General features: G+C 56.0%; 11 protein-coding genes. 9 read left to right on the forward strand and 2 right to left on the reverse strand.

The features are described 5' to 3' along the window. The first annotated feature begins 16 nt into the window (after positions 1-16). The 7 genes from JSS75_00170 to JSS75_00200 all read left to right on the forward strand — a co-directional run bounded on the left by JSS75_00170 (position 17) and on the right by JSS75_00200 (position 21,280). The gene (locus JSS75_00170; GenBank protein MBS1902104.1) at positions 17-5,080 is read left to right on the forward strand and encodes an S-layer family protein; all 5,064 of its coding nucleotides are present in this window, start codon (positions 17-19) and stop codon (positions 5,078-5,080) included. A 443-nt stretch (positions 5,081-5,523) separates the two neighbouring features. Next, positions 5,524-6,300 carry a hypothetical protein gene (locus tag JSS75_00175; GenBank protein MBS1902105.1) on the forward strand — a complete coding sequence of 259 codons (777 nt, stop codon included), beginning with the start codon at positions 5,524-5,526 and terminating at the stop codon, positions 6,298-6,300. Positions 6,301-6,626: 326 nt separating this feature from the next. Further along, the gene (locus tag JSS75_00180) at positions 6,627-8,261 is read left to right on the forward strand and encodes a hypothetical protein (GenBank protein MBS1902106.1); all 1,635 of its coding nucleotides are present in this window, start codon (positions 6,627-6,629) and stop codon (positions 8,259-8,261) included. Between the two features lie 80 nt (positions 8,262-8,341). Further along, the gene (locus tag JSS75_00185) at positions 8,342-10,453 is read left to right on the forward strand and encodes a hypothetical protein (GenBank protein ID MBS1902107.1); all 2,112 of its coding nucleotides are present in this window, start codon (positions 8,342-8,344) and stop codon (positions 10,451-10,453) included. Positions 10,454-10,617: 164 nt separating this feature from the next. Further along, positions 10,618-12,864: a hypothetical protein gene (locus tag JSS75_00190; protein MBS1902108.1), complete on the forward strand. Its 2,247-nt coding sequence runs from the start codon at positions 10,618-10,620 to the stop codon at positions 12,862-12,864. 371 nt (positions 12,865-13,235) lie between these two features. Next, the gene (locus tag JSS75_00195) at positions 13,236-15,830 is read left to right on the forward strand and encodes a hypothetical protein (GenBank protein ID MBS1902109.1); all 2,595 of its coding nucleotides are present in this window, start codon (positions 13,236-13,238) and stop codon (positions 15,828-15,830) included. A 368-nt stretch (positions 15,831-16,198) separates the two neighbouring features. Continuing rightward, on the forward strand, positions 16,199-21,280 hold the full coding sequence (locus tag JSS75_00200) for a hypothetical protein (protein MBS1902110.1): 5,082 nt from the start codon (positions 16,199-16,201) through the stop codon (positions 21,278-21,280). Positions 21,281-21,564: 284 nt separating this feature from the next. Here the strand turns inward: JSS75_00200 and JSS75_00205 are convergent, their stop codons facing one another. Next, positions 21,565-22,626, reverse strand: a complete 1,062-nt coding sequence (locus JSS75_00205; GenBank protein MBS1902111.1) for a HAMP domain-containing protein — start codon at positions 22,624-22,626, stop codon at positions 21,565-21,567. 78 nt (positions 22,627-22,704) lie between these two features. Further along, on the reverse strand, positions 22,705-23,403 hold the full coding sequence (locus JSS75_00210; GenBank protein MBS1902112.1) for a response regulator: 699 nt from the start codon (positions 23,401-23,403) through the stop codon (positions 22,705-22,707). A gap of 246 nt (positions 23,404-23,649) precedes the next feature. On the opposite strand from JSS75_00210, the gene JSS75_00215 reads away from it, so the two are divergent. Further along, a complete protein-coding gene (locus JSS75_00215; protein MBS1902113.1) occupies positions 23,650-24,675 on the forward strand; it encodes an HPr kinase/phosphorylase in 1,026 nt (341 codons plus the stop codon). 49 nt (positions 24,676-24,724) lie between these two features. Beyond that, positions 24,725-26,497 (forward strand): hypothetical protein, encoded by a 1,773-nt coding sequence (locus JSS75_00220; GenBank protein ID MBS1902114.1) that lies wholly within the window; start codon positions 24,725-24,727, stop codon positions 26,495-26,497. Positions 26,498-26,553 lie beyond the last annotated feature (56 nt).

The following is a 26,553-nucleotide window of genomic DNA, read 5'->3' on the forward strand; positions in this document are numbered from 1 at the left end:
TACAACTGTGATAAATATGAGACGTATCAACAAAATCGCGCTTGCATTGCTAGGCCTAGCAATCGCATCCTCGAGTTCGTTCGCTCAGACCAGCCCGCGCGTTTTCGGCGCAGGCGAGCTGAAGTTGGACGATGGTAGCGGTAATAACGTTTACCTTTCGACGAAGACCGGTACCCTCGGTATCGACGCGTCGGGTAACGTGATCCCCGGTGTGCAGACCTTCCCAAGCAACTGCGCATTGTTGGACCTGACCTCCACAACGAAAGGCTTCTTGACGCCCCGCATGACGACGGCGCAGGAGCTCGCAATTTGTGGCGGCACTCCGAACGAAGGTTTGATCGTCTATAATACGACGACCCACACCCTCGATATCTATAATGGTATCAGCTGGGGCGCGGTCAGCGGTTGGAATCTTACCGGTAATACGCTTCCCGCAGCGGGCGGCGGCACCGGTGTCGGCCAGAATTTTATCGGTACACTCAACGGACAGGACTTCGTCATCGCGACGAACGTCGGTGTTGCAGGTTCGGGTGCCGGTGAGCGCATTCGCGTAACGAGCAGTGGTAATGTCGGTATCAGCGCTACGGGTAGCGCCTTCACGCCGGCGAAGCTTTTCAACGTTGACGGTACGGCTGGAACGGCAAACGTTCGCCTCGCTTCGTTGAGCGGCGCTCCGCTTCTTGTGCCGGCGCTGAATCTTGCAAACGACGGTATCACGATCGCGGGCATCAATGGTGACCTGTTGAAGTACGATGCCGCAACGGTCGTCGGTACGGTAGCGTGGCTCCGCACGGGCAACACGGTGCTCGATGGTAACAATACGCTTGGTACGATCAACGATATCACGATCAATATCAAGACAAACAATACCACTCGCGTCACGATCGGCAATAGTGCTTCGGCAAATGCAGTAACGATCACCGGTAACGAAACCATCAATGGTAACGATCAGGTGAACGGTACGCTCTCGAGCACAGGCAACACAACGCTCGGCACGAACGCTGCTACGACGAACAGCCTCGGTAATACCGGCGCTTCGACGAACAACATCGGTAACGGTGCTGGCGCGACGAACAACATCGGTAACGGCGGCGGCGCAACGAGCAACACCTTCGGTGCAACCGCGAACCTCAATAACTTTGGTAACGGCGCGGTGAACAACCAGTACGGTAATGCCGCTGGTACGAACCTCTTCGGTACGAATGCGACGACCAATAACATGGGAACGTCGGGTACGTCGACGAACAATATCCTCGGTGCAACGAACATCAACGTGACGGGCGGCAATGCGACGAACATCGCAACGACGGCCGCTGCGACGACGAGCATCGGTGTGACTGCCGGTACGAACAATATTGCTGGCGCAACCAATATCAACACCGGTGGCGCAGCAACGACCAACATCAACACCTTTGCAGGTGGCGGCGCAGTCAATATCGGTGGTACGACCCACACAGGTGCCATCTCGATCGCTGCAAACACGGGTTCGGCAATCACTCTCGATGTTGCGAATACGGCAAACAATCTTATCGCGAACAACATCAACCAGGATAACAGCACGGTTAACCTCTTGACCCTCACGGGCGTCAATAGCGGTAACGTCCGCACCCGTACCCTCAGCGGTATCATCACGGGTTCGAACGGCGTGGATGTGACCTGGAATGGCACGACCTTCGATGCGCATCTTGCTCCGGATAATGCAACGGTGCTCTTCGCAAATAACCGTTTCATCAACACGAACGCAAGCACGCTTTCGATCACGAGCGGTAATCCGGGCACAACGGTGCTCTTCACGGCTGCTGGTAACACCGTCAATGTGAATAACGCCGTTGCCGGTACGACCAACATCGGAAACGTTGCTGGTTCGACCAACCAGATCGGTAGTTCGGCAACGTTGAACCAGGTCGGCAATTCCGCGGCAACGAACCAGTTCGGCAACAACGCGACGAGCAACAATTTCGGTAACGTTGCCAATACGAACCAGTTCGGTGAAAACGCAACCGGCAACGAATTCGGCGTTTCTAATTCGGCCGCTAACGTCACCAACGCGATCGGTTCGAACACCAACACGGGTAATGTGACCAACAATATCGGCAATCGTGCCGGTGCTGGCGCAGTTACGACCAATATCGGTACTGTGGGTACCACCGCGATTAACATCGGTAGCACCGGTGCCGGTGGAAATGTTTCGATCTCTGCATCGAACGGTCACCCCATCACGATCGACGTTGCAAATACAGCGAATAACCTCGTCGCGAACAATATCAATCAGGACAATACGACGGTTAACCTGCTCACGCTTACGGGCGTTAATAGCGGCAATGTCCGTACCCGCTCGCTCAGCGGCATCATTACCGGTTCGAACGGTGTGGATGTGTCCTGGAACGGTGTTACGTTCGATGCGCACCTCGCTGCGAACAACTCGACGGTACTCTTCGCGAGCGATCGTTTCATCAATACCAATGCTAGCACGCTGCACATCACGAGCGGCGGCCCGGCCGGTACAGATTTCGCTACGTTCGCAGGCACGACCATCGGCCTCAACAATACGGCTGTTGGTACCAACAATATCGGTTTCACTGGCGGTACGAACACCATCGCCGGTAACACGACGATCAATAACAACGTCAACAATACGACGCAGATCAATACCGGTACCAGCACGGGTGCTGTGACGATCGGTGCAGATAATGTCGGCGCTACGACGAATATTCAGTCGCGCACGACGAGCATCGGCACGAACTCTGCTTCGCAGACGGTCAATGTTGGCACGAGTGGCATTGTCAATGTGCAGGGCGCTCCGGTTAATATTAACCAGGCCGGCGCAGGTGCAACGAACATCAACCGCACGGGTACGGGTGCTACGAGCATCGGTAATACGACGGGTGGTTCGAACTTCACTGGTCGCGTCACGCTCAACGCTTCGACACCGATCAATGACGGTGCTTCGGACGGTACAAGCAATCAGGTGCTCCACTCGAATGGCGCAGGTAATACGCCGACCTGGATCACCCTCCAGACCGACGCTGCAACACTTATTGCCAGCAACGGTATTGGAACTCCGTTCGCAATCGATCTGACCCATGCTAACACGTGGACTGGTAACCAGACCTTTGGTACGGGCGCAAGCAATAATACCACAACGATCGATGTCGGTGCAGCCGGCCAGTTTGTGATCAACAACTTGCTCACTGACGCAAGTCCGACCAACTGGCTCTCGATCAATGGTGCAAACCAAGTTCGCATGACCCCGATCGCCGGCACGGCGCTCGAAGGTATCGTCTACTCGACCGGTGCGTATCGCCTCGGTTCGACGACGGCCGGTAACGGCGCGGGTACGAACCCGTTCCTCGCGAACCGTCACGTCAATCTTGACAACTTCTCGCTCGATTTCACGGTCGGCAACAACACGTCGCAGCTCTTGACGCTCAATGCAAACACGAACGCTGTGACGGTCAGCGGCGCAACGAATAACGTTAACGGCACTACGCTCATCAATAACAACGTCAATAGCAACACGTCGATCAACACCGGCGCCAGCACAGGTGCGGTTACGGTCGGTAATGCTGCTGCAGGTGCAATCGCAATGACGACTGCAACAACGTTGAACATGACAAGCGGCACGACCACGACCATTGCATCGGCAACGACGAACGTCAATACGGTCTCCGGTAATGTCGGAGTCGGCAATGCCGCCGGTACGGTCGGTATCGCCGGTACCACGTCGATCAACGCAAGCGTCAATGATGCTACGAATGTCAACACCGGAACCAGCACCGGTGCGGTGAACATCGGCAACAATACCGCAGGTAGCGGTGTGGTGACAATCACCTCAAACAAGGGTGGTAATGCTAACTCAATCGTTCTCGATGTGACGAACTCGGCAACGAACAACCTTCAGTTGCTCAACATCGCAGCGGACGCCGCTCCGACGCAGGTCTTGACGCTCAACGGCACGAACCAGGTTCGCGTCACGTCGATGGCCGGTACGGCACTCGAAGGCGTCGTGTACACTGGTGGTGCATACCGCCTCGGTTCGACGCTCACGAGCGGTGCAGGTTCGAATCCGTTCCTCGCAACACGTAACGTCAACCTCGATGCTTCAAACTTGAACTTCACGTCCAACAACGGCGCACTCACCCCGGTACAGATCGTCGGTGGTGCAACTCCGCAGTTCAACGTTGCGGCGACAACCAACATCAATACGGGTACGTATGCATTGACGAAGATCGGCAACGGATCGTCGAACCACCAGTTGGAAATCAACGGTGTAGTTGATGCAGTCTCGGGTGATGCTCTTGCTAGCGGTCACTGGGATCTCGCAGTAACGGGCGATATCGCAGCTTCTGGGATCATTAAGTCCGGTGCTTCGATCATCATCGATGGTGTTGCAGCAACCCGCCAGGTATTGTCGGATGCCGCAATGAACATCGTAACGAATGCCGGTCAGTTGACCCTTATCCCGGGGTCGGGTACCGCCCAGGTCACTGGTAACCTCATCGTCACAAACGGTGAGACGGTACAGAACGGCGGTCTTACCGTCTCCAATGGTGGTATCGTCGCTTCGACGGGCAACATTACGGCAACGACCGGTGACATCGCCGCTCCGGCAGGTAACTTGAATGCAGGCCAGAATGCTACCATCACCGGTAACATCACCTCGACCACCGGTAACATCACCGCATCGGCTGGCAACATCGTTGCTACGGCAGGTAACATCAACGCTACGGCTGGCTCGATCCAGACCAATGGCGTCACGCGTATCGCCAACAATGGTGTCGTAACGGCAACTGGTCTCCGTGGCAACTTCGTCACGAAGGCAGCCAACTACACGGTTGATGCAGGCGGACCGGACTATTTCATCAAGGCTACCGCAGCCGCAATCACGATCCAGCTCCCGGCTTCGGGTGGTAATACGGGTCGCATTATCGTCATCCGCAATACCGCTGGTGCTGCGATCAACGTCACCAACTCGGGTGCCGATACGATCGACGGTGCAGCCGCTGTTGCCGGTAATGTCGGTGCTGGCGTAACGCGCACCTTCGTTGCCGATGGTGCTGGCGACTGGGTCAGCTACTAAGTAACTTTCACCGTAACCCCGCTGCAAATTGTGCAGCGGGGTTACGGTCTTGTTTTCGGTTTTTACACGGGATACGTTCGCTACCGATCCATCGGGTTGGTATTGGAGTTGAAAAAAGAGAGAATTGTTCGGTACGATACGGGACGATCAGCGCAGCACGGCAGCACGCGAGACGGTCTCAAACCCATACCCACAGCAACCGGTAGGCTACCCCTTTTGCGCTATTAGCGCCGCCGGAGCCGGTGCAGAATGTGATGCTACGACTCTATTATATTGAGGGTCGTTCTTCACTCCATACATGATACCATATTCGGTTTCATGTCCCGTTCCTAAGCAACGTAGTTCCTTTGGATTGCGCCGTTAATGTGGTGCATCGAGGAATAGGTTGAACACGGAGCTGTTTTGAGAAACCCAGTGACGATTGTTAACTCATACCCAAGTACATGAAGACCACGATTTTTGCTTACCTTGCTCTGTTGCTTTTTGCCAATATCAGTCTTGCGCAGCACCGGTTGCAGATTGATAATGGACCAAGCAAGATCGGCATCTTAGATGGCTCGCTTCTTCCGGCCGGGACTACCGTCCTTCAATGGCCTGCCACAGGCGGAACGATCATGACTCAAAGCGGAGGCATCACTTCATTCAACGGAGTGAGCTACGCGTGGCCTGCGGCAAATGCGGCCGGTGTACTGACCAATGACGGTTCTGGAAATTTGTCCTGGTCGCCGGTTGGTGGTAGCACCTGGACCGGCGGCGGTAGCGCCAACACGATTGCATACTGGACCAGCGCAACCAATCTCAGCTACAACTCAAATCTTACGTACAACGGAACGACGCTTTCGGTATCAAATAATTCGTCTTCGAACGCACTAACCGTTGCAAACGCAGGTACAGCCGGTGTGGCGCTCGGTATTGCGAGCGGTCTGGTGAAGCTGTCGACTGAGACGATCGCTATGCCCATAGGCGCAGGCGCAGGGAACATCAATATCGTCGGTAATAATGTGATCGTCGTGATCACGGATAATGGTGGTACCGGTGGTGACAAGACGATCGTGTTGCCTAGTGGAGTTGATGGTCAGATCTTGATCATTATTAATAATGACAACAACCAAAAGGCAAAAGCACCTGCGGGTAGTGGCGCCGGTTCGGATCTTGATACCGCCGCTAAAGATACCGGTATGTGGATCTATTATGCCAGTGCATGGCACCGTTTAGACTAATGTGCCGATAATTTTTGCCGCTGGCATCAGGCAGGCACAGTTGCCCGATGCGAGTGGTAGTTTCTTGGATTCTTGTGATGAAAAACCGATCCGCCTTCCCCACAAGCGGCACGGTGTGTGTGTGAAAACCCAGTGAGTTGTCGTATTGTAAGAAGTTACGGGCTTCTCGCAGTACAATACCCACCTATAGACTTCCTGCGCGTCTGTCCAGAGCGACTAGGAAGAAAAAATTAGTACTCTTGATCTGACGAATACGGGCGTCAAGACAACGAGAGATGCTTTTTACAGCGCTAGCTGCACCCCCGGGCAGCTTTCGGGATACAACGATGAAAAAAGTACACAATCTGATCGCAGGTGCGGCGTTATGCGTTGCATGTCTTTCTGTGTCATCCGTTCGAGCCCAGCACAATGTGCAGGTCGATGATGGACATGGGCACTATTCGCTCATTACCGGACAGACGGTCAACGCCTCCGACGTATTTATGCTGCCGACCGGCGGCGGTACGCTCATAACGGCCCCAACTCCAGGAACACCGAGCCTTGTATGGCTGACAGCAGGGAATACGCTGTCGGCTGGACAGGTCTTCGGATCGCTTAACGCCTTCGATGTCGTCATGAAAGCCAATGGCGCCGAGAAGATGCGCTTGGTCTCCGGCGGTGGCGTGACGGTCGGCTCCTCGCTGACGATCAGCACCTTCGCAACGGCCGGCATCGTTCATAATGCTGCAGGCGGTCTGCTTTCGTCGGGGCCTGTGAATCTGGCCAGCAATGGCGCCGGCGGCGATGTGTCCGGCGTGCTTGCTCCCTCAAATGGCGGTACTGGAGTTTCCAACTCCAATTCCAACACGATCACGCTTGGTGGCCCTGTATCCACCGGCGGATCCCTGACCTTCTCCGGCGCATTCGCTACGACGATCAACGTCACCGGCGCTACGAACATCACCCTTCCTACCGCAGGGACACTAATGGCATCGGGCGCAAGCGCCGGCGGTGATCTCTCGGGCACGTATCCGAACCCGACGGTTGCGAAGATAAATGGCGTTACGCTTGGCTCGACGACTGCAACCGCAGGAAATATCCTGATCGGTTCCGGCAGCCAGTGGGTATCGAACGCAATGAGCGGCGACGTGACGATGAATAGCACTGGTGTCACGGCAATCGGCGCAGGAAAGGTCTTGAACTCGATGCTCGCGAATCCGAGCTTGACAGTCACCGCAGGCACCGGTCTTTCGGGTGGCGGTTCGGTTGCGCTTGGTTCGTCGACGACGCTCAATCTTGCGAACACGGCAGTAACGGCAGCTCCGTATGGCGATGCGACGCACGTTGCCACGTTCACAGTAGATGCACAGGGCCGCTTGACCGCAGCCGCAAACGCACTCATCACCGGCGTCACGCCGGGCGGTGCTGCCGGCGGCGATCTCTCGGGCACGTATCCGAACCCGACGGTCGCAAAGATCAACGGCAATACCGTGCCGTCGAATGCAACAGGCTTCTTGCAGAACAATGGCTCCGGTACGCTTTCGTGGGCCGGTGTCAATCACGATGCGACCCTCGCCGGTAATGGCGTGACGGGCTCGGCCATCGGTCTCGATCTTACCCACGGCAACACCTGGACTGGCACACAGACATTCGGTGCTGTTGCCTCCACACCCACCACCCCGTCCGCATTTGCGGCCGGCAATAATAATAACGTCGCTCTGAGCGGATCCAACTCGTACTTCCGCGTCTCCGGCGCGTCGGGCGCAGTGCTCACCGGTATTAGCGGCGGTGTTGATGGTCGTTCCATCACACTGCTCAATGTCGGTGCAAATGCGATCACGCTCAAGAATCAAACGACGTCCACTGTCACGAATCAGTTCGATCTGCCGGGAGGCAGCGATATCATCCTCGGGCCCAAGGGTGCGATCACGTTTATCTACGATGGTACACTCGGCTTCTGGGAGGTTACTTCGACGAACTAACGATTTCCTTTTTACTTGAAAGATCCTGGCCACGGGGGTTGGGAATATTCGCAATTACAACACGGGATACAATCGCAATTATGAAAAAGCAACTATTCACCGCGCTCGTAGTCGCGCTTGGGTTCGCCGGTGCAGCTTCTGCACAGACGTACAAGCCTGACTACGCAACGAAGGTCGTGCTCGCCGGTAGCGGCACTGACCTTACAAAAACCATCAGCCTCGTTGGAGCTACGCCAGGGACTGCTGTTACATACACCTTGCCTGACAAACCGGCGTCAAGCGGCTACATTCTTGCCTCGACGACCGGCGGCACGATGAGCTGGGTCGACCCGACCTCCGTTTCCAGCGCATGGAATCTCACCGGTAATGCAAGCGGCGTATCGAATTTCATCGGGACGACCGATGCTACGAATCCGTTCGTGATCAAGACGAACAGCGCAACCCGCATCTCGATCGGCGGAACGGGTACGATCAATGTCGCCGCATTCGGCACGGGCATCGTTCATTCCAGCTCGACCGGCGATCTCTCGTCGAGCCCCGTTTCCCTCACCGCCGATGTCAGCGGCATTCTGCCCCCGGCAAACGGCGGTACGGGCGTGAACAACGGCTCGAACACGATCACCCTCGGCGGAAATATGTCCACCGGCGGCACGTTCTCGACGACCGGCACATTCTCGTCCGGTGGTAACTTCTCGACGACGGGTACGTTCTCGACCGGTGGTAACTTCTCCACGTCGAACGCCTTCACGACCACGACCGGCCCGATCACGCTCAACGCATTTGATGCAGGCGGGTCGAACGTCACCCTCCCGGCTTCGGGCACGCTGCTCGCAGCAGGTGGTGCAGGTTCGTTCTCGACCCTGACCTCGACGGGCAACTCGACGATCGGCACGAGCAGCTCGGCAACCAACAACAGCTTCGGTACGGGCGCTAACGCAAACAGCGTTATCAACACGATCGGCTCGACCGGTACGGGTTCGATGACCACCATCAACGGAGGCGTCACTCTTGGTGCGCTCAACACCGCGGGTGTTGTACACACCGATGCTTCGGGAGTGCTGTCGACCACGTTGATCGTCAACGCCGACATCACCAACGGCACGATCGCCAACGCAAAGCTCGCTAATTCGTCGATCACGTTCGGCAGCACCGGTTCGACCCTGACCTCGTCGGGTTCGGTCTCGCTCGGTGGTACGGTTAACTACGACATCGACCTCACCCACGCTAACAACTGGACGGGCAAGCAGACCATCACCGGCGCTGGCAACTTCATGTATGTTGATGGGTTCCAGGCTGCAGGTTATGTCCTGACTTCGGATGCTTCCGGTAATGCCAAGTGGGCCAGCCTTTCGGGTCTCGGCATCACGTCCGTTGTCGGCACGTCGCCGATCAATGTCAACACGGTTTCCGGCACGGCGACCGTCTCGATCACGCATGCCGACCTCACCGCTGACGCAACAACCACCGGCCTCAGTGTCACCGGCGGTACGGGTGCCGTCATCGGCAGCGGCGCTTCAGTCTCGCTTGCACACGATGCAACCTTGAAGGTAGCCACGAGCCAGCTCGGTATCGACCTCGGCCACTCCAACACCTGGACGGCTGACCAGCTCCTGCCGACCTCGAGCTCGACGCAGGCTGACAACATCGTTGCTGTGCTTAACAATAGCACCACGGCGCTTGGCGTCACGCATGGCGGTACGGGCACGACGACTGCCCCGACGCAGGGCGGTGTCGCATTTGGCGTGTCGACCAGCGCACTCGGGTACACCGCTGCCGGTACGGCAGGGCAGGTGCTCCAGTCGAACGGCACCAGCACACCGACGTGGGTCAATGCAGGTGCAACGACGACGTATGCATCGAGCACCACGAACAACATCGCGGGTGCGACGAACAACTTTGCGATCTCTTCGACGCAGACTGTCTATTACCTGCAGAACTCGACTGCTTCGCCGCAGAACCTGACCGGTGTGGTCGCCGGCGCTTCGGGCCGCTTGATCATCCTGATCAATAACGGACCGGACCCGATCGTCCTCAAGGACAAGAACGCGGGCAGCACTGCAGCGAACCAGTTCCATCTCCAGGGCGCTTCGGACATCATCCTTGGCGTCGATGGTACGGTAACCCTCGTGTACGATCCGAACGCCAGCAACAGCACCGGCACCGGTGCATGGCGCGTCGTCGCGAACTATTAATGGATTGTCGCGTGGCGCGGAATTGTGTTCTGCGCCACGCTACCCGCTTGGGTAGCGAAGGTGGCCGTTGGGGCCTGCCACGAGCTTGCGCTTCGGCTCCTTCGCTAACCGGCCGTTTCTCTTGAATGCGGTTTTTCGAACAGCTTGTTTTTCGCTATACTACGATGAAACGATTTCTATTCGGACTTGCAGTCTTCTCATTAGCGATACTGGTTGCGACGCAGGCTATGGCCCAGACGTACGCAAATCGGTTCGGAAAACTCGTGCTCGGCGGCAACGGCGGCACCGACCTTACGAACACCCTTACGCTCCTGACGAGCGGAAGCGGCTGGACCACCGGCGCGAAGACCTACGTCTTCCCGCTGCCCGGGACCGGCATCTTCCACTCCGACGGATCCGGCACCCTGACGCTCGGCGCCATCAACCTCGCTTCCGGCGATGTTACCGGCATCTTACCGCCTGCCAACGGCGGTACGGGCGTCAATAACGGCACCAATACGATCACCATCACCGGCGGCAACGTCTCGATCACGGGGCCCTTCAGCGGCACGCCGGTCGCTTCGAGCGGTACGCTCACGGCGAACCGTGTCGTCACGACCGACGGCACCGGCAAGCTCCAGACGACGGACCTTGCCAACGGACAACTGCTCATCGGCAACGCCAACTCGTTCACCGCAGCAACGCTCACGGGTACGGCCAACCAGATCACCGTTACCAATGGTACCGGTACGATCACGCTTGCGACGCCGCAGAGCATCGGCACTGCTTCCACGCCGACCTTCGGCGGCCTGACGCTTTCCAATCTTACCGCGCAACCGGGCGTCGTGCATAATAGCTCGGGCGGTGTGCTTTCATCCGGTGCGGTGGCACTCGGTACGGAAGTGTCCGGTACGCTGCTCCCGACAAACGGCGGTACGGGCGTCTCGAACTCCAACTCCAACACGATCACGCTTGGCGGACCGATCGTCACGGCAAATAGCTTTTCGACGGCGGGCAACTTCCCGCTCACGCTCACGACCACTGGCACGACGAATATCACGCTCCCGACATCGGGGACGCTTATCGCCAGCGCCGGGGCACTAACGAATAACGGAGTCGTCTCGACCAATGGGTCGGGCAATCTCGTGTCAACTGCGCTGACCAACGGACAGATCCTCATAGGCAGCACTGGAGCTGCTCCGGTGGCAGCGACGTTGACCGCAGGTTCGAACATCACGATCACCAATGGCGGTGGCACGATCACGATCGCTTCGACTGCCAGCGGGAGTGGGACAGGTTCCAGCATATACACGGCACCATTCACGGTTGTCGCTGCTACTGGGTCAAGCGGGACGACTCTTGTTGATGCCGGACTAAACTTCCCGGTAGCGGCGAACGAGGTTTGGGTATTTGAGGCATTTTTATCTTGTAAGGGTGGTGTTGCAGCTCAAGGTATGAATGTGGCGATTTCGTTCACATCCGGTACGCTTGAAGCAACATCATTTGGGTATAAGGACGGCTCACCGTACCATGCTGGGTCTTTCCGTCATACGACCTCAGGGCAGACAAGTAATATTGCATATCTCTCAGATGCTAGCCTTGAGGGAATAATTCGAATCAGCGGTCTAATCGATAACACTGGCGGTAGTGCAGAAAATGTCAAGATTCAATTCGCATCGGCGGGCACAACAGATGCAACCACGGCAAATGCGTGCCGCGTCTACAAAGGTTCATACTTGGTAGCAACAAAAACAACCACGCAAGCAGCTGGCAGCACTACAACCTACACTTCAAGCACCACGTGGGTAGTGCCCACAGGTATCTACGCCATCAATGTTGAGGGTATTGGCGGAGCCGGCGGCGGAGGCGGCGGTGGCGCAGATGCAACGAATGCGGCCAACACCCGTAGTGGTGGTGGTGGTGGTGGTGGTGGTGCCGGTGAGTACATCGCAGCAAGGACCGTGTCCGTCGTCCCAGGTGAAACGCTAACCATTAGCATCGGGGCTGCCGGGACAGCGGGTGCGGCGGGCGTCGGAAATACCAACACGGCCGCTACGAACGGTGGCAATGGAGGTACAACAACAGTTGTTGGGTCGACCTCGGGGACGCTATTGAGTGCGAACGGAGGCACAGGCGGGACTGCAGGCACCAACGCAGTTGGGGCAAGTGGTACTGGAGGCGCGTTGGGTGCAGGCGGGGTAGTCGCAGGTAGCAGTCCTGCAGGTGGTACCGCGGGTAATTCAGGAACTGCGGGTGGCAACGGCGCAAATGGCGTCGCTGGAACAGCAGGGAATGGAGGCAGTGGCCCGACGGGTGGCAACGCGAACACTGGTGGTGCGGGCGGTGCAGGCGCGCTTGGTGTTACCGGCGTGTTTGTCAACGGCAACGCCGGCAATGCCGGCACAGGTGGTTACGTGACGATCTCCTACTAGTAAGTTGAGGGGTGTTTGACTCTCCCTAGCACGGCAGGCCTTCGGGCCTGCCGCTTTTGCTTACCTACGTTTTTTGTAAAATTCTTGTTTCTAAAGTTGTTTATTATCAATAGTTTACAGAAAAAATCGTGTAGTGTGATTGCGCGAGGTCGTTTCGCTTGGAATATGGTCCTTGTCTGCGTATATTTGCCTTAGTTATCAATCGCTTTTGCCCTTTTACACTGCGGATTGTTGAGAGACTAGCCATAGGAATCCGCACTCCGGCGATCAACTGGATCTACGCTTGCCGTCCAGCACGGTAGGCGTAGTGATGCTCTGCATGCAGCACCGTGTACTGGATAACGTTGATTTTTTTTTACCCAGAAAAACAAATGAAAAAACTGATCGCACTTGCCGTGTGCCTGTTGCTCACAGGACAAGCCACAGCTCAACGCCATAGCGCACAGATCGATGACGGCGCTGGTCATTATTCACTGATTACCGGCAGTAACCCCGGCGGCACGTTCGTGCTACCTGCGGGCGGCGGTTCGATCCTCGTCGCAACGACCCCCGGCGTCTCGTCGGCGTGGCTCTTGGGCGGGAATCTCTCATCGAGCCCGAACAACCAGATCGGGACGCTCGATGCGACAAGCTTCAATATCGTCACCAACGGCGTTGGCAATGTCCGGATGTCGTTCTCCTCAGCCGGTGCAATCACGATGCCTGCGTTGTCCAACGGCGTGATGCACATCACGGGCGGCACGGGCACGCTTGCGTCGAGCTTGATCGTCGACGCCGATGTCAGCGGCTCGGCATCGATCGGCTACGGAAAGCTGAATCTGACGAACTCGATCCAGAACGCGGACATCGTCGCCAATGCCATCACGACTTCGAAGGTCGCGAATGGTACGGTCACGACGAGCAAGTTAGCCGACAGCGCCGTCACCGGCTTGAAGCTGCTTTCGCACTCCGTCACGCCGAACCACATGGATATGACGGGTTCGAGCAACGGTAATGTTCTGACGAACGTTGGCGGCAGCGCGACGTGGACAGCACCGAGCGGCACCCCGACCGGCCCCGCCGGTGGTGATCTCGGCGGTACCTATCCGAATCCCACGATCGCCAATAGCGCGGTCACGAGTGCGAAGATCTTGGACGGCACGATCGTTGATGCCGATGTGAGCCCGACAGCCAACATCGCATACTCGAAGCTCGCACTGACGAACTCGATCCAAAACTCCGATATCGTCGCCAACGCCATTACGACATCGAAAGTCGCCAACGGTACGGTGACGACCAGCAAAATGGCCGATAGCGCGATCACCGGCTTGAAGCTGCTTTCGCACTCGGTCACGCCGAACCACATGGATATGACGGGTTCGAGCAACGGCGACATCTTGACGAACGTTGGTGGGAGTGCGACGTGGACAGCACCAGCCTCCGCGACGGTGACAACGAACTCGACGCTCAGCGGTAATGGTACCGTCGGTTCGCCGCTTGGCATCAACCTCGGGAATTCGAATACGTGGACAGCGAATCAGACATTCGGCGGCACATTCCTGATCACGGCAAACTCTCGCATTGCGATGACCAACAGCGACAACCAGGCACGCGATATCCGCTTCCAGGAACCGAGCGGCACGGGTTCGCAGTATGTCGGCTTCCGTTGTCCGTCTGTGTCGAACAATGGCAACTACCTGTTCCCGGCAGCCGTCGGCGCCGTCGGCGATGTTCTGACGCTTTCGTATAGCAACGGTGTTGACTCGGCCTACATGGTATGGTCGACGCCCAGCCATTCGCCGACTGGCGCAGCGGGTGGTGATCTGACGGGTACGTATCCGAACCCGACGATTGCTGCGAATGCAATCACGAGTGCGAAGATCCTCGACGGTACGATCGTCGATGCCGACGTTTCAGGAACGGCTGCGATTGCATATTCCAAGCTTTCGCTGACGAACTCGATCCAAAATGCAGATATCGTCGCCAACGCCATCACGACCTCGAAAGTCGCGAATGGTACGGTGACGACGAGCAAGTTGGCTGACAGCGCCGTCAGCGGGTTGAAGCTGTTGACCAAGGCAGTGACCCCGAACCACATGAATATGACGGGTTCGAACAATGGCGATGTGCTGACGAATGTCGGCGGAAACGCCGCATGGACGGCACCGACCGCGACGCCGACCGGCGCTGCAGGTGGCGATCTGACCGGCACGTATCCGAACCCGACGATCGCTGCAGGTGCAGTGACGAACGCGGATATTGCCGCTGCAGCCGGAATCCCGTACTCGAAGCTTACCCTGACGAACTCGATCCAGAACATCGATATCGTCGCTAATGCCATCACGACCTCGAAGGTCGCCAACGGTACGGTGACGACGAGCAAGTTGGCTGACAGCTCCGTCAGCGGGTTGAAGCTGCTGACACATGCGGTTACATACAACCACATGAGCTCATTTGGCGCGAACTCGGGCGATGTGCTCACGAATGTCGGTGGCACGGTGCAGTGGGCTGCTCCGAGCTCGAGCTCGGGTACGACGATCACGAAGGCGAAAGTCAGCGATGAGTCGCGCACGAGCACCACGACCTTGGCCGATGACGGCGCGTTGGCGTCGATCGCTCTAAACGCAAGCTCAACCTACACGGTATCCGGCATGTTGAACGTCGAGTGCGCGAACAACGCACCGGATGTGAAGATCGCCTTCAACTTTACGGGTACGACCACAACAATGCGCATTGTCACGCATGACATCGGTCGCGGCGCCGGCAATAACCAGGTTAACCAGGAGGTGGTATGGAATACGAGTGGTGGTGCCCAAGCCTTCACGAACGACGGCGGTACGAATAAGCACACATGGATCATGTTCAGCGGTGTGATTCAGACGGGTGCCAGCTCCGGCAACCTCAGCGTCCAGTGGGCGCAGAACACCAGCAGTACGAACGCAACGACCATGCTCACCGGCTCGAACATCACAGTAGTGAAGCAATAAAGCCGACCTGAGGATCTACATCTTATGAAAAAGCAGGCCCATCCGGCCTGCTTTTTTTGTCCTATATACGAGTCCGTCGTCTCCCAACCTATTAATTTTATTCGAAATAAGCTATTGTGTGTCAAAAAGAGGGCATTATAGGCCTAAAATCCGAATAATTTGGATTCGATCAAAAACCGTTGTATATTTGTATGGAAGTCAATGGATTTTTGCCCTTTTATTTCGGACTGTTGAGAGAATTAGCCATGTGAGAGTCCGAGCCCAGATACAAACTGGAATGTCGAAGTAATAGTATAGTGGCGGAGCAATAGTGTTCGCCAGCAGCACATTAGGATTTGCAGTTTTTTTGATACTCAGACATTCGAATTATGAAACAGTCGATCGCATTCCTGCTTTGCGCGTTGTTCGCAACGACGGCGCTTGCCCAGCAGCCTCATAACCTTCAGCTTGATGACGGTTTGGGGCATTTCTCCCTAATCCAGGGATCCTTCACTGGTGGAACATATACGCTACCTCCTGGCGGCGGCATGATCCTCACGGCTCCGCAACCCGGGACGGCCTCGCTTGCGTGGCTTACCCACGGCAACTTGTTGCTTGACAGCGACTGGACCAACAATATCCTCGGCAATCTGGATAACTATCCGTTGCGCATCGTTACGAATGCGATGACGCGTATCTATGTCGCGGCTGATGGAACGACCAATATCAATGACAGTGCCTACGCTGTTACGCATATCGGTAACGGTTCGGCAAATCCGCAGCTCGTTATTCAGGGTTCGCCCGACGCAATTTCTGGCGACTCGTACCCGAGTTCGAAATGGGATCTCGACGTGCAAGGCGATGCAGCCGTGTCCGGGATCGCGCGTTTCGGGCAGTCCGGCGCCAGCATCTGGATCGACGGATCGAGCTTCCCGAATAATTCGATCGTTTCGGATTTCAACCTTGCGCTCGAATCGTATCCGAGTTTCTCGGTGCTGATCAACGATGCGAACGGCAACAATACGAATATCAACTCATCGGTATCGGCAACGACGACGATCGGCACGAATTCCAACGGTTCGACGATCAACCTCAATGCCCCGACGATCTCGGCGCCGAATATTCCCTCGAGCGTGACGGCCACAAATGTGCTCGTGCTCAATAGCGGCAATATCGAGCAATCGTCACTGTCGTTCGTCACCGGCTCCGGCACCGTGAATACGATTCCGAAGTGGACGCCAAGCACGAATACGCTCGGCGATTCGAAGCTGACAGACGATGGCACGACCTTGAATTACAACAGCGGCTCGTTCACGGCTGCGGCGACTGGTATTACGATGACAGCCGATGATCCGGGTGCGGGCGTCGGAGACGCCGGGCAGATCGTGGTTCGCGGCTCGACCGATAATAACCAGCAGCTGAAGATCGGCTACAATACGAGTGGTGACTATGCGACGATCATGTCCATCCGCCAGGGGTTCGGCGGTCGCGCACTGTATATCAATCCGCTCGCCGGAAATGTTGGAATCGGATATACCGGCGGCACGTCTCTGACCGCTGCCCTCAACGTCAATGGTACCGTCAAGATCGCTTCGCTTCCGGCAAGCGCATCGAGCACGGTCGTGACCTCGAATAGCGGTACACTCGAATCCCGGCCCATTGGCGAAATCGCCGTTACAGGTACCGGCACGCAGAACTTCATTACAAAGTGGAATAACGCAGGCGGTACGACCATCGGCAATTCGTTGCTCTCCGACGACGGTACAACTTTGAACTACAACACCGGCATGTTTACGGTCGCATCCGCAACCGGCAACACAGTGACCGGCGGTTCGCTCACAGTTGGTAACTTGACGACCAACGGCGTCGTGCACGCAACTGGCGGCACGGGCCTTTTGGCTTCGAGCCTGATTGTCAATGCAGACGTCGATCCGGCGGCTGCGATCGCCTACTCGAAGTTGAACCTCGCATCGAGCATTGTCAACGGCGACCTCGCCGGTGGCGTGTATGGCGCGATCACGGGTATCGGCACGCAGAGCCAGGCGCTGAACATGAACTCGCACCTGATCAACAACGTGACCGACCCGGCTTCTGCACAGGATGCGGCCACGAAGAACTACGTTGATAATTCGATCACGAACGCCGTCACTGCCGGAACAATTGGGCAGCTTGCGATCTATACAGGCACCAACTCGATCGGTAGCACGAATCTCAGCGGCGATGTGACGACCAGCAACAGCGCGGTCACCACGATCGCGACCGGTGCAGTCACGAGCGGTAAGATTCTTGATGGTACGATCGATAATGTCGATGTCAGTGCTACGGCAGCGATCGCCTACTCGAAGTTGAACCTCGCATCGAGCATTGTCAACGGCGACCTCGCCGGTGGCGTGTATGGCGCGATCACGGGTATCGGCACGCAGGGCCAGGCACTCGACATGAACTCGCACCTGATCAATAACGTGACCGACCCGGCTTCCGCCCAGGATGCTGCCACGAAGAACTACGTCGATAACACCATCACCTCGACGGCATGGGTACACACCGGCAACTCAGGGTTGACCGATAACACGAATAACTTCCTGGGTACGTCAGATGATGTTCAGTTGCGTATCGTCACCAACGGTACGACACAAATGATCGTAGATAATTCGGTCAATCCGCATACACTTGACATGGTGGCAGGCGGTACGGTGACAAACGTTGGACACATCAACGCTGGGGGCGGTACGATCAACTTGGACGATAATACGGATCTGAACAACCACGACCTCAGCAATCTCGGCTATGTGACGATCAATACGGGCGGTGGGGCAACCATCAAGTCGGCTACCGGAACAGACGGTGTGTCGATCAACGACTTCGTGGATATGAATAACCATCGGATCGTTAACGTCGTCGATCCGACATCCGCTCAGGATGCTGCGACGAAGAACTACGTGGACAACTCGATCACAACTGGCATCAACGGCGCAGTCAACGGGACGACGGGCCAGCTCGCAGTCTTCACCGGAACGCATGCAGTCGGTAATGGCGATCTCAGCGGTGATGTGACTACCGCCGGAACAACTGCGACAACGATCGCGAACGGCGCGGTGACGAGCGCGAAGATTGCAGACGGTACGATTGATAACGTCGATATTAGTAACACGGCAGCAATTGCCTACTCGAAGTTGAATCTCGCTTCGAGCATCGTCAACGGCGACCTCGCCGGTGGCGTGTACGGCGCGATCACGGGCCTCGGCACACAGAGCCAGGCGCTCGACATGGGTACCACCAATAAGATCGTCAACTTGGCCGATCCGACATTGGCCCAGGATGCTGCGACTAAGAACTATGTCGATAACTCGATCACGACGGGCGTCAACGCTGCAGTTACCGGCACGACCGGTCAGCTTGCGGTCTTCACCGGAACGCATGCAGTCGGCAACGGTAACCTTACCGGGGATGTGACGACCAGCGGTACGACGGCGACGACGATTGCGAACAATGCGGTGACTACCGCCAAGATCGCAAACTCGAACGTCACGTACGCAAAGTTGCAGAACGAGTCGCCACTGACGATTCTCGGCAATGCTTCCGGTAGTGCCGCAGCACCGTCAGAAATCACGCTCGGCACCGGACTGACCTTCCCGACCACGTCGTCGATCGCGTTGGCAAATACGACGGTCTCGGCAGGTACATACGGCAACGCGACGACTGTCCCGACGATCACCGTCGATGCACAAGGCCGTTTGACATCCGTGGTTAGTACGACGATCTCCGGCGTTACGCCGGGCGGCGCGGCAGGCGGCGATCTCACCGGAACGTATCCGAATCCAACTATTGCGAACTCGGCCGTTACGAGCGCAAAAATCTTGGACGGTACTATTGTTGATGCCGACGTTAGCCCCACAGCGGCGATTGCCTACTCGAAGTTGAATCTGACGGGTAGCATCGTCAATGCGGATGTATCGGCTATTGCCGGGATCGTGTACTCGAAGCTAAACCTCGCAAGCAGCATCGTCAACACGGACATTGCACCTGCTGCTGCGATCGCATACTCGAAGTTGAACCTGACAAACAGCATCGCCACTGCCGACCTCACCAATAGCTCGGTTACCTACGCGAAGATCCAGAACGAAACCAATGGAACGTTGCTGGGTAATAACTCTGGCGCTGCAGCGGCTCCGTCAGAGCTCACGCTGGGTGGCGGGCTTACGTTCGCATCGGCTTCGTCGATCGACCTGTCAAATACTACCGTGTCCGCGGGTTCCTATGGTGACGCGACACATGTAGGTGCGTTCACCGTTGACGCTCAGGGCCGCTTGACGGCAGCCTCCAGTGTCCTGATCTCGGGTACCACACCTGGTGGTGCAGCTGGCGGCGATCTCACCGGAACGTATCCGAATCCGACAATTGCGAATGGTGCAGTGACGAGTGCGAAGATTGCAGACGGTACGATCGATAATGTCGATATTAGCAACACGGCAGCGATTGCCTACTCGAAGTTGAATCTCGCTTCGAGCATCGTCAACGGCGACCTCGCCGGCGGTGTCTATGGTGCGATCACGGGCCTCGGCACGCAGAGCCAGGCACTGGATATGGGTACCACGAACAAGATCATCAACTTGGCCGATCCCACGTTGGCCCAGGATGCTGCCACAAAGAACTATGTTGATAACGCCGTGACAAATGGCGCCCTTGGCGGTGATCTGAGTGGTACGGTTGGTAATGCAACGGTTGCAAAGATCAACGGCGCAACGCTCGGTACGACGACGGCAACGGATGGTAATATCCTTGTCGCCGATGCCACAAACCTGTGGCAGTCCGTTCCGATGTCGGGTGATGTTACAATCGTGAATACCGGAGCCACGACGATCGGAACGGGTGCTGTGACTACCACAAAGATCGCCGATGCAAACGTTACCTACGCAAAGATCCAGAACGTAGCGGATGCAAGGCTGCTGGGTAATAACTCGGGTGCTGCTGCGGCTCCGTCCGAGATCTCGCTCGGTACCAGCCTCGCATTCACCGGCTCGACGCTGAACACGATCCAGGACATCCGCACGACGGCTACGCCGACGTTTAGCAGTGTCACCGCGACGAACAATGTGAATGCAAGTTCGGGCTCGTTGCAGACCGCCGGGACGACCCGTATCAATAACTCTGGTACGGCGACACTGACGGGTATCGCGGGTAGCTTTGTTACAAAGACTGCAAACTACACCGCAACCGCGACAGACCGTTTCGTGCTCGCCGATGCTGGTACTGCAGCAGCAGCGCTCACGATTACGTTGCCCGCAGCAACCAATGCCGGACTGATGATCACGGTCATTGCAAAGGGTACGACCGGTGCGAACACTGTTAGTGTCGTTGCGGCCGGAACCGATGTCATTGTTGGCGCAATCCCGGCCTTCAATGGAATTGACGGAGCAGTATCGCTGGTGGCGGATGGATCTGGTACATGGTACGTCTACTCACATGAGTAAGCACTAGCGACTGGCTAATTAGTCATGATAGAAAGCGGGCCCTTGTGGCCCGCTTTTGTTTTCTGGGAGAACTGTTGTATATTGATTTACCCCATGACAGGCACCACTTGTAAGTCAGAATGACGAGGTCAGAAATCAGCATCGAATGGTCGCACAGAAATTCAGGGCACAAGTTCTCCGTCCCAGGACTGATCGACCAGCGTGCGTTCAGGTCAGTGGGAGAACGTGCGATTGTGTAAAATTAGAACGTTAAAATACAAGGAGTTACGTAGTGCCCGAGGAGGTCAGTTGCGGGGCTTTTTCGGTAGCGTGACCGAGAAGCTGGAGCCTTCGCCGCGAGTGCTTTTGACCGAGATCGTGCCGTGGTGGGCCTCAACAATATGTTTGCAGATGGCGAGTCCGAGCCCGGTTCCGCCGGGCGACATTCTGGAGCGGTCCTTGTCGACACGGTAGAAGCGCTCGAAGAGTCTGGGCAGATGTTCGGCCGCAATGCCGATGCCGGTGTCGTGGACGACGATCGTGACCTGGTTTTCCCCTGGCTGCTTGTCGTAGAGCTCGACTTTGACTGCTCCCCCTTGTTCGGTGTATTTGATCGCATTATCGATCAGATTCACCATGACTTGTTTGAGGCGGTCTTTGTCGCCGAAGACTTCGACTTCGTGGTGGGGCAGAACGTTGCCGGTAAAGTAGAGCTCGATCTGTTTTTGTGCAGCGATGGCGCTCATTTCGTGGACCAGATCGCGAAGGAACGGCTGGATGTCAAAGAGCCGAAAGCTCATGCGCATCTCGCCGGACTCGATGCGGCTAATGTCGATCAAGTCATTGAGCAGGGCATTGAGACGTTCCGACTGACCATGAGCTCGTTGCAGAAAGTCGCGATTGACGTTCGGGTCGTCCACCGCTCCGTCGAGCAATGTCTCGAGAAAGCCCTGAACGGCGAAGATCGGAGTACGTAGTTCGTGGCTGACATTCGCAAGGAATTCGCTCCGGACTCGTTCGAGCTTCTGCATGGCTGCGTAATCGAGTGCCTGCTTTTCGGCGATGGCGTTAATGGCGGTGGCCAGCGAACGCAGCTCATCGGGGACTTCGGTCGGGCCGAAGTTCGAGACTTCGAGGCGCCCTTTGGCAACTTCCGCAGCCTGCGGCGCAAGGTCGGCGATCGGCCGGACGAGTCTTGCACTGTGCAGCCAAAAGAAAATGATCGAGAGCGCACATGCCGTTACGGCCGTCCAGAGGAAGCTCGGTTGCAACTCGCCGAGTGTTGCGAGTACTGCTGTAGCGACCGCAAACGCGGCGACAACGAACAGGATCGGGATAAGAAATGCGCGGTTACGTAGTGACGACACGTGCAGCGAGTCGGTGATCAGGAAGGATAACGGTTCTCAGGGGCTATGAGTTTAGCCTCTACGCCGTTTGCACATCCGTTAGTTTGCGAACCGGTATCCGACGCCTTTGACCGTCTCGATCCGGTCGCCAAGTGTTCCGAGCTTCTCGCGGACTTTGAAGACATGAACGTCAACGGTTCGCTCGACGACATACGCACCTTCGCCCCAGATTTTGTTCAAGAGGGCATCGCGTGAAAACACGCGACCAGGATGCGTTGCAAGATAGAAAAGGAGTTCGAATTCCTTGCGAGGGAAGAAGACTTCTTTACCGCCGATCTTGACGCGATAGCTTGTGCGATCGATCTCAAGATCCTCGATTCGCACAATATCATCGACCGCATCTTCCGGCAGTTTCGGCGTACGTTCGTTCGTGCGCCGGAGCATCGACTTGACTCTGGCGACAAGGACGCGGGGTGAAACCGGTTTCTGGATATAGTCATCGGCTCCGAGTTCGAGACCGACGATCTGATCGACCTCTGCGCTTCGTGCGGTTAGGAAGATCACCGGAAGGGTTTTCCATTGATCGTTCGCTCGGATCCGCTTGCAGACTTCGAGACCGTCGAGGCCGGGCATCATGATATCGAGAATGACGAGGCTGACCGTATGCTGAGCGAGCTGGGTCAAGGCCTCGTTGCCATCGGCGGCGGTCAAGATCCCGAATCCTTCTTTCGAGAGATTATAGGCGAGGAGGTCACGGATGTCTTTTTCATCATCGACGATCAGTACCGTCTTGGACATAGGCGTAGTTTGTTGCATATTGTGCGTCCTATGTAGCCTAACACTTGGGCAACGAAAAAGTGCTCATAGCATGCTGAAAACAGCGATTCTTATCCGATACTTAATTGTCAGGTAATGGAAAATTAACATTAGGCGATGATTGGCGACTCTGCGAACGCATGCCGAAATTCGGGGTGAACCCTGACGCAAATACGTTGTTTCCATATTCTTACTATGGCAGACCAACAAGGGCAGCAACCGGCCTGGATGAACTTTAAGCCTCTCCATAAGGAGGAGCTTTCTGTTCGCTACTTCTATCAGAAGATGAAAGATCGGTTCAAGCTCACGCTTGTGGCCGGTGAGTCCGGGCTCGATACCAAACGTATCACCGATAAGAATCTGCACCGACCTGGACTCGCGCTGGCAGGATACGTCGGCCTCTTTACCTTCCACCGCCTGCAGATCTTCGGGAACACCGAGCTGTATTATCTCGAATCGCTTCTCAAAGAAGATCGCATCAAGGCGTTTAGCACGATCGCGTCGTTCGATATTCCGTGCATCGTGATTACCAACGGGAATAAGCTCTCGCCCGAAATGCTTGCCATTTGTGACGAGCATGCGATCCCGACCTTTACGACGCCGATCGAGACGACAAAAGCGATTTACCTCATTAGCGATTTCCTCGACGATCAGTTCAACCTCCATACCACGATCCATGGCTCGTTCATCGATGTGTATGGCGTGGGTATTCTCTTTGTCGGAAAAAGCGGCGTCGGAAAAAGCGAAGTAACGCTTGATCTCGTCGAGCGCGGTCACCGCCTCGTTGCCGACGACGTTGTGGTGGTGACGCAGAAGGGTGAGGGGATTCTGATGGGTTCCGGGACGGACTTCGGCGAGCATTTCATGGAGATACGCGGACTCGGTATCATCAATGTCCGGGAAATGTTCGGTATTCGCGCCATCCGATTTCAAAAGCGTGTTGAAGTGATCGTCGAACTGGAGGTATGGGATGCGACAGCGACCTACACTCGCACCGGACTCGACGAGTCGACCATCCATGTGCTTGGTGTCGAAGTCGAGCGGGTGAAGCTGCCGATCATTCCCGGGAAGAATATTACCGTAATCTCGGAAGTCATCGCACTCAATTACTTACTGAAGCACTACGGCTACGATGCAAGTGCGGCATTTGCCCGGAAGCTCGATGAAAAACTAACTCGGGTAAAAACAGGGAAAGGCGACTCGACAACGAGCGGCGAGCGGGTGATCGCCTATTTCGAACATGATTTTGAATAGAGTAACCCGATACTCTAACCCTGCATATTTTTCTTATATTCTGTTTGACATGAAAAAGATAACTGTGATAGCGTTGCTGGCAGCGATGATCGGTTTTGTAGGCTGCGGCAAGAAAGAGGGGGGACCGGGAAACCAGTATAACCTCTCGACGAAAAACAACGTCGTATGGTGGCAGCTTTCCGACGTCACGAACCTGATCCCGTATGTAAGTCACGATGCGAGTGCACCGTATGTCTTCCAAATGATCTGGGAACCCCTGAATAGCTCGAACCCGAAGACGCAGGAATTGATCCCGTGGATCGCTTCACTGCCCGAAGTTAGCCCCGATCATAAGGTATATACCTATACGATACGCAAGGATGTTACGTTTAGTGATGGTCAACCACTTACCGGTGAAGACGTAATCTATTCGTTCAAGACGGCGATGAATCCGAATATTCTCGATGCGACGTCGCTTGGTAACTATCTCAATTCGGTTGACAGTGTCGCGCTCGTCGGTGGCGATAAGTACAAAGTTGCGTTCTACCTGAGTGAACCGTACTATCTGATGGATCGTGTGCTCGGTGGTGGTTACGTGCTTATCCTGCCGAAGCACATTTTCGACCCGAACAACATGACGGACAAGATTGCATGGCCAAACCTCAAGCATGGTCCGGTACCATCGGGTCCGGGGAAGGATTATGCAGACAAGTTTGACGAGATCTCAAAGGATCGCAGCGGCAAGTACTACATCGGTTCGGGCCCCTATCTCTTCAAGTCATGGCGGACGAACGACAACGTCACAATCTCGTTGAACAAGAAGTACTGGGCGAAGGACATTCCGTGGGGAGAAGCCTACGTGGATGAGATCATTTACAAGACGATCACCGATCCGAACGCTGCAGTGACAGCACTCAAAGGGAAAGATGTCGACTTCATGGATAACGTTACCCCGCCGGCGTTGTGGGTGGATATCAAACAACCCTACATTAAGCGTGATACATACTACTTCAATGTCGAAGCATATCTCGCATGGAACTCCGAGCGACCGCTATTCAAAGACAAAAAAGTACGTTGGGCTCTCTCACATCTCGTCGATCGTGATCAGATCATCAACACCGTCATGAAGGGGCTTTGTCAGAAGGTTGACGGCCCTATTATTTTCACGCAACCGAACTACTGTCCCGAACCGCCGGTCAGCTATAATGTAGATTCTGCAAAAGCTTTGCTCGCAGAAGCGGGCTGGACCGATTCGGATGGCGATGGCGTGCTCGATAAAGTGATCGACGGAAAGAAGATCCCATTCAAGTTCACGTTCCAGACGAATGCGGGTAACGAAGCTCGCAAACAGATCTTGTTGATCGTTGCCGAACAGCTCCGCAAGGTGGGTATTCAGGCCGAAGTACAAGCAGTGGAGTGGTCTGTGTTCTTGCAGAACCTTCGCCAGCACAATTTCGATGCGTGCTTCTCTGCGATTACGGGGAATGCCGGGGAAGACGATCCGTTCCAGTTGTGGCACTCGTCACAGGCGAAGAATCGCGGCTCGAACATTTACTCGTTCATCAATCCGGAAGCCGACAAACTCCTTGAGCAGAATCGCATGGAGTTCGATCCGGTCAAGCGTAAGGCGTTGATGCAGCGATTCTCCGACATCGTCCATGAAGAACAGCCGGTAACGTTCCTTTGGGCACAGCCGGAGCTCATGGCGCGTATTGATCGCTTCGACAACGTCGAGTTCAACCGTCAGCGCCCGTGCGTAGCGATCCCGGTGTGGGTTGTCCGTGGGTCCGGTGTGACTCCGAAACCCGGTGCGCCGTCGACAGTGAAAGAAACGTCGAAGTAATCGCAACACGTGACAGTAATCTGCGGGGTGTTGGCTGTTGTTCTCAGCCGACACCC

This window comes from Bacteroidota bacterium, assembly GCA_018266755.1.
Taxonomy (GTDB): Bacteria; Bacteroidota; Ignavibacteria; order Palsa-1295; family Palsa-1295; genus JAFDZW01.